This is a genomic window from Dehalococcoidia bacterium (genome assembly GCA_035574915.1).
Classification (GTDB): Bacteria; Chloroflexota; Dehalococcoidia; order DSTF01; family WHTK01; genus DATLYJ01.
In genome coordinates this window covers 21571-28487 of the sequence record DATLYJ010000091.1, presented here as the reverse complement: position 1 = coordinate 28487, position 6917 = coordinate 21571, and the positions used below count along the sequence as shown (strand labels likewise).

At 65.1% G+C, this 6917-nt stretch carries 7 protein-coding genes; 5 read left to right on the top strand and 2 right to left on the bottom strand.

Translation table 11 applies throughout. The features are described 5' to 3' along the window. On the top strand, nt 1-345 hold a 345-nt coding region (locus tag VNN10_08845), incomplete at its 5' end, for a ribulose-phosphate 3-epimerase (protein ID HXH22124.1). A gap of 78 nt (nt 346-423) precedes the next feature. Here the strand turns inward: VNN10_08845 and VNN10_08840 are convergent. Continuing rightward, nucleotides 424-639 (bottom strand): bL28 family ribosomal protein, encoded by a 216-nt coding sequence (locus VNN10_08840; GenBank protein HXH22123.1) that lies wholly within the window; start codon nt 637-639, stop codon nt 424-426. A gap of 207 nt (nt 640-846) precedes the next feature. On the opposite strand from VNN10_08840, the gene VNN10_08835 reads away from it, so the two are divergent. Next, nucleotides 847-1710, top strand: coding sequence for an SDR family NAD(P)-dependent oxidoreductase (locus VNN10_08835; GenBank protein ID HXH22122.1), 864 nt, complete (start codon nt 847-849; stop codon nt 1708-1710). A 54-nt stretch (nt 1711-1764) separates the two neighbouring features. On the opposite strand, the gene VNN10_08830 is transcribed toward VNN10_08835, so the two are convergent. Beyond that, a complete protein-coding gene (locus tag VNN10_08830; GenBank protein HXH22121.1) occupies nt 1765-2814 on the bottom strand; it encodes an LLM class flavin-dependent oxidoreductase in 1050 nt (349 codons plus the stop codon). 193 nt (nt 2815-3007) lie between these two features. On the opposite strand from VNN10_08830, the gene VNN10_08825 reads away from it, so the two are divergent. The 3 genes from VNN10_08825 (at nt 3008) to VNN10_08815 (ending at nt 6821) form a co-directional block, all read left to right on the top strand. After that, entirely contained in the window at nt 3008-4801 is a 1794-nt protein-coding gene (locus VNN10_08825) for an ABC transporter substrate-binding protein (GenBank protein ID HXH22120.1), read from the top strand. 66 nt (nt 4802-4867) lie between these two features. Then, a complete protein-coding gene (locus VNN10_08820; GenBank protein HXH22119.1) occupies nt 4868-5848 on the top strand; it encodes an ABC transporter permease in 981 nt (326 codons plus the stop codon). A gap of 13 nt (nt 5849-5861) precedes the next feature. Further along, on the top strand, nt 5862-6821 hold the full coding sequence (locus VNN10_08815) for an ABC transporter permease (protein HXH22118.1): 960 nt from the start codon (nt 5862-5864) through the stop codon (nt 6819-6821). Nucleotides 6822-6917: the final 96 nt, after the last annotated feature.

The window sequence follows — 6917 nt, the reverse complement described above, 5'->3', positions numbered from 1 at the left end:
CGCGCCGGAGTCTGCCTGAACCCGGGGACGCCCGTCTCGGCACTTGCCGATGTCGTACCCGAGGCCGACCAAGTCATTGTCATGACCGTCAACCCGGGCTGGGGCGGCCAGCCGTTCATCGAGGCTTGTCTCGAGAAGGTGAAGTGGCTTGCCGCCGAGCGCCTCCGGCGGTCTTTGAGCCTGGCCATCGAGGTCGACGGGGGCGTGAACCTGACGACCGCGCCCCGGTGCGTTGCGGCCGGGGCCGATATCCTCGTCGCCGGCGCCGCCGTATACAACGACAAGGCCTCCATCGCCGAGAACATGGCGGCGCTCCTGGCGGCGCTCCGCGAGCCGCAAGGCTAGCTCGGGCGCTCCCTCGTCCCGAGCGCGTTCAGCGCTTCGGCAGCTCTGACGGGGTTGCTGGAGGAGGCGGGAGGCGGTTTAGCGGGCAGCGACCTTGGTGGTGTTGCGCAGGCAGCGCGTGCAGATCTTGAAGCGGCGGGTTTCGCCGTTCAGGGTCAGCTGCTGCACGTGGACGTTCGCCTTGAAGATGCGGTTCGTGCGCGGAGCCCGGCGCTCCCACTTGCCTGAGTGCTGGTAGCGGATGTTGCGGCCGAAGGTCGTGCCCTTGCCGCAGACTTCGCACTTCGTAGCCATGACTCATACAACCTAACAGGCGTCCCACCTTACGGCAACCACGCTACGCATACCCGAAGCCGCCGGCGACAGTGCCCCCGGGAACTCGCCGTGGGCCCGTTAACGCCCCGCTCTCTGTTCTCTGTTCTCTGCTCTCTGCTCTCTGCTCTCTGTTCTCTGCTCCCCGTCCTCCGCTACGCTTACGCCAGCAAACGAGGAGGAATCACGATGGGCAAGTTGGACGGGAAGGTGTGCGTGATAACAGGCGCCAGCAGGGGGATTGGCGCCGAGATAGCGCGTGTGTTCGCGGCCGAGGGCGGCAAGGTAATCGCCGCCGCCCGCACCCTGCACGAGGGTGAGCACCCGCTCGAGGGGTCGCTCGAGACGACCGTGAACAGCATCAAGCAGGCGGGCGGCGACGCGACGGCCGTGACCGCCGACATCTCCCAGCCGGAGGAGTGCGAGAAGCTCATCCGGTCCGCGCGCGAGATCTACGGCCCCGTGGACGTCCTGGTGAACAACGCCGCCCTCACTTACTTCATCCCGGTGAAGGACTACCCCCTCAACCGTTGGATGCGGTCCTGGGCGGTGAACTTCCACGCCCCGTTCATCCTGAGCAAGCTGGTGCTGGAGGACATGATCCCGCGGCGCAGCGGGAGCATCGTCAACATTTCCTCAGGGGCGGCGATCGGGCCGGGCCGCGGGCCTTACGAAGGGCGCGCCAACCCGGAGAGCGGCGGCACCTGTTACGGCGCCGAGAAGGCCGCGCTGGAGCGCTTCACCCAGGGCCTGGCGCAGGAGGTCTACTCCTACGGGATTTCCGTCACCTGCGTCTCGCCCTCACAGGTCGTCCCCACGCCCGGCACCGTCTTCCACAAGCTCGTGTCCGGCATGGACGACCCGCGCGGTGAGCCGCCGATTCTGATGGCCAGGGCGGCTTTGCTCCTCGCCTCGGAGCCGCTGGAAAAGGTCACGGGGCGGGTGACCTACAGCCAGCAGATACTGTCCGAGTTTGGCTGGATGCCGAAGGAGGAGGCCAAGGGGACCGGTGTGCACCCGGAGCGCCCCGGGAGCGGCTACAGCCAGATCTAGGCGCTCTCCAGGTGGCCACAGGCGCCCGCTAGCCGAGAAGCCCAGAGCCGAAGGCTAAGCCAGGACTTTGGCGGGCGCGCAGGCCTCCATCACAGCCCGGACGGAGTCGATGCCTGGGCGGGCGGCAACCACGCGCACGATGGCGCAGTCCAGGCCCTCGGCCAGGGCCCGGAACGCCTTCGCGGCACCGGCCGCTGGGCCGTAATAGCCCACGGCCCGCAGGACCTCCTCCGGGAAGGCGTCGACCATCTCGTTCGGCGGCGCGCCCTTCTCGCGCAGGCGGTCCATGGCCGCCAGCTGCTCGGCGAAGCCCATGCGCTCGAAGTGGGCGCGATAACCCTGCGGGCGGCCACGCGAGTCCGTGCCACGACCCATGGCGTAGCCCATGACGGCGCGAGTGTAGGCCCGCCGCGCGGTCTGTACGTCATCGTCGACGCAGATGCGTATGTACTCCGCTACCTTCACTTCGGCGGGGTCGCGCCCGGCGCGGGCGGCGCCCTCCGCGATCCGCTCCCGGCTCCAGGGGATCTGCTCGACAGAGCACCAGTTCAGCGAGGCCCCGTCCGCCACTTCGCCCGCCAGGCGCAGCATCTCCGGCCCGAGGGCACCCAGGTAGACGGGAGTAGCCGGCGGTGGCTCGATCCCCAGCCGCACGCCGCGGTATGTGAAGGACTTCGTCTCGCAGGTGACGCTCTCGCCGCGTGTAAGCGCGCGGATCGCCGTCACGTAGTCGCGCATGAGCTGCAGGCTGGAGGTCTGGCGAATGCCGAACGAGTGCCGGTACTGGGGCGTGTAGGCGGTGCCCGTCCCGATGCCGAGTATGAACCTGCCGCCACTGAGCTTGCTGATGGTGCCTGCGCTCATGGCGAACCCCATCGGCGTGCGCAGGCCGACGGGCGAGACGGCGATGCCGGTCGTGAGGCCTCCCGGCACTACCTCAGCGGACGCCTTCCAGCGTAGGGCGCAGAGTAGGAACGAGTCTTCTGCGGCGCCCTCCGGCGTCCAGATGCTCGTATACCCCATACGCGCGGCCTCGCGCGAAAGCTGCTCTTGCTCCTCGAACGACAGCCTAAGGCTCGCGTCCAGCCCGACACCGATCTCCATGGGCTGCTTCCTCCGTAAATCTAGTGCAGGCGCAAGTATGCCATTCGCTGGCGGCAGAGGCGATGAAGGGCACCATAAAGGCCTTGACACTCGTAACCGGCGTATCTACGCTGGCGGCGATCCGGATAGTAGTCGTTTGCGACTTCTCAAGGATTCATCTATAGGTTGTCCGGGGAGGCGAAAGGAAAGACTGATGGCTGGGATTAGTTATTGGGAGCGGATAACGAAATCGCGCATCAGCCGCCGAAGGGCGCTCGGCGCGGCCGCAGCCGTGGGCGCAGGAGCCGCTGCCCTGAGCGTCGTCGGCTGTGGCGGGGGAGGGGACGGCGGCGCCGGGACCACCAAGGTCGACCCTAATGCCATCCTGTATAACTGGCAGCTCCCGGATGAGACCAAGAATGCTCGAGAAGGCGGGACCCACGTTGGCCCGTCCAGTAATGACATCCAGGGAGGTCTGGACCCGACTCGTAGCAATAGCTTCACGACCCTCGCCGTCGCCGGCGTCGCTTACGAGCCGTTGCTGTACGGCAACTCCGGCCCCGGGATCGACCCGGCTTCGCCTGAGGGCCGGAAGATAATCGGCGCTCTCGCCGAGAGCTACGAGGTGGCGGCGGACGCGTCGCAGTTCACCCTGAAGATGCGGCCAAACGTGAAGTTCCACCCGATCGCGCCCGTGAACGGCCGCGTGATGGACATCGACGACTGGAAGGTGTCGTACGAGCGCGCCCTCGCGTCGCCGCTCCTTGGGGCGACGCTGAAGGACTCGATCGACTCGGTCCAGACGCCTGACACGCGCACGTTCGTCTTCAAGATGAAGACGCCAAACGTCGCGTTCCTCCGCCTGCTCACGGTCGGGAGTTCGAGCTTCTACATCGTCCCCAAGGAGATCATGCAGGACGAGAGGCGCTTCGACACCCAGACAATCGGGACGAACTACCGCGTGCTGACCAGCGTCCAACCGTCGATTGGCCGGGAGTATGTGCGTCATGTCGACTACTGGCGCGGCAAGCCGTTCATTGAGAAGTGGTCAGTCCCAATCATTCCCGAACAGGCGAACCAGCGGGCCCAGTTCGTCACGGGAAACAGCATCGCGTACACGCCACCGCAGACCGACGTGCTGCAGCTGCGGAAGGACTATCCGAAGGCGCGCATGCTCAAGGGTGACCCGGCGGGGAGTTACAGGATCAACTTCTTCGGCCACCGGGAGTTCGAGACCTCGCCCTGGAACGACGAGCGCGTGCGCATCGCCCTGCGCATGGGGGTCGACTGGAAGGGCATGAGGGAGGTCATCGGCAGCCTGAGCGACTTCGCGGCCGCCGGCATCCCTGTCGAGAGCCGGATGCCGACACACGTAAAGGCCGGCGGTGTCGGCTATCCATACTGGCTCAACCCGGAGGAGAACAAGCTCGGCGACCTCTCGAAGAACTTCCTCTTCAACGTGGCTGAGGCCAAGAAGCTGTTGAGCGCGGCAGGCTTCCCGAACGGCTTCGAGATCGACGGCTACATGAACGGCGGCACCGAGTACGGCACGACTGTCTACCCGCAGGTGGTCCAGATCACCATCGACCAGTGGGCGCTGAACCTGAACGTGCGGGTGAAGCTGAACCGTCCTCCCTACGCCGAGTACCTGCCCAAGATCTACCAGCAGAGGGACTTCAAGGGCATTTCAATCCAGCACCCCGAGTTCACCTACGCGGAGATCGACCAGGAGCTGTTCAACTGGTATCACACGAGGGGTCAGCGGTATAAGTGGCGCAGCGACCCCGCCCTGGACGCGATGATCGAGAAGCAGCGCGTGGAGCGTGACGAAGAGAAGCGTACGGCGATCATCCACGACATCCAGAAGCACATGGCCAAGCTCTTCTACACCTTCCCGGGCGATGGGGTCTCCGGAGGCTTCGGATTCCAGCAGCCCTGGTACAGGAACACCTCCTCGCCTGCCTACAGGGAGTGGATCGACGACAAGAACAAGCCCGAGTATGCGTGAACTAAAGCCAGGACCACTCGGCGCCGCCAGATCCCGTCTGGCGGCGCAGCCTTGGAGGAGGCAGGCGTGACTCAGTACGCCTTGCGGCGGGTGATACTCCTGATACCCACCCTGCTGGCAATGTCCATCGCGCTTTTCATCGTCATCCGGGTGTTGCCCCCACAGGATGCCGTAGAGCGTGAGCTTGGCGAGGCGCGGATCGACAACCCTGAGGCGGTCCAGAAATTCCGCGAGGAGCTAGGGCTCACGGGGTCGCTCCTTAGTCAGTACATGGATTGGCTCACCGGCGTGCTCACGGGGGACCTCGGCAAGTCGATCCACACCAGGCGCGCCATCAGCGAGGAGTTGACCTTCCGGATCCCGGTGAGTTTCGAGCTCAGCATTATTGGCCTGTTCTTCACCTGGGCCATCTCGTTCCCCTTGGGGGTCTTGAGCGCGGTGTTTCAGGACAAGGGGCCCGATTACATCCTCCGGGGAGGCGCCTACCTGCTGGACTCAATCCCCGGCTTCGTGGTCGGCATCCTCGTCCTGACCTACCTCGCCGTGTACTTCCAGTGGGCTCCGCCAACGAGCTTCAGCAACGTGTGGGACGACCCGGTGCGGCACGTAAAGATCATGCTCTTGCCGACGCTGATCATCGCCGTAGGAGCCGTGGGCAACCTAATCAGGTTCACGCGGACGTTCCTGCTCGAGGTGCTGCGCCAGGACTACATCCGGACCGCGCGCGCCAAGGGCCTTCCTGAGAACACAGTGCTCGCGCGCCACGCGATGAAGAACGTCGCGCTGCCCTTCGTCACCATCATCGGCGGTGCGATCCCTGGCCTCCTCACCAGCAGCGTGATTATCGAGAACCTGTTCAGCCTTCCGGGAATGGGCCGCTACCTCACCGCCGCGTCTGTAAACCTTGACTACCCGGTAGTCATGACGACGACGATGTTCTTCGCCGTGATTACGCTCTCGTCTCAGCTGCTGGTGGACCTTTCCTACGCCTGGCTTGACCCGCGCGTCTCCTACGCTTCGGGTGGCGGCCGGCGCCGCGGACGATAATCGGGGGGTTCGGATGTCTATCGACCAGAGCGCGCTGTCACTCGGGCGGGATGAAGCTTTCACCGGCTTCGAGCAAAAGCCGCCACTTCACATCCGCATCCCAACGAACCTCTATCGCTTCACGCGCCGCAAGCCGTTAGGCGCCTTCGGGGGCTTTCTCGTGCTCCTGCTCCTGGTCATGGCGGTCACAGGGGGCGGCCTCAGCGCCATCGTCAACCGCGACATGCCCAGCATCGCGCCCTACCACTACAACGAGTACAAGCTGGGCCAGGACCGCCTCAAGGGCCCTTCTTCCGAGCACTGGTTTGGCACGGACGAATTCGGCCGGGACGTTTTCAGCCGCCTCCTCTACGGGGCCGGCGTTTCCGTGACCATCGGCGTCGGGGTCTTTGCTCTGAGCACGACTCTCTCGACGTTCCTGACAATGATCAGCGGCTACTACGTAACGTCGGTGGACCTGATCCTGCAGCGCTTCATCGAGATCTTCGGCGTCCTGCCTGATTTGATCATCCTCATATCGCTCATGGCGATATACGGCGCAAGTCCTCTCACGTTCGTTCTTACGCTGGGGATACTCAACGGCATAAACACGTCCCGCGTTCTGCGTTCCGTAATCATTGGCTTACGCGGGATGCCGTACATCGAGGCGGCGAAGGCCATCGGCGCGACTGATAAGCGTATCCTGCGCCACTACATACTCCCAAACGTCTTCTACCTCATTATCGTCGGCGCCACGGGCGGCATCTCCGGCGCCATCCAGGCAGAGGCCGGACTGGCGATCATCGGCGTTGGCCTGAACCCGAACTTCCCGACCTGGGGGACGATGCTGAACGCATCTCGTGAGTTGCTGCGCGTTGCTCCATGGCTGGCGATCTTCCCCGCGCTGATGCTGGCGATGACCATCTTCGGCTTCCGCCTCCTGGGCGACGCCCTGCGCGACGTGCTCGACCCCCGCCTGCGCGGCAGCCGCTAGGCCGGTCGCGCCGGCTCGCCGGGAAGCTGCGCCGTCCTCCGCCCCCCGGGATGTGCGACACTGTGCGGGCGCCGTTCGGCCGCGCCCAAGCGCTGA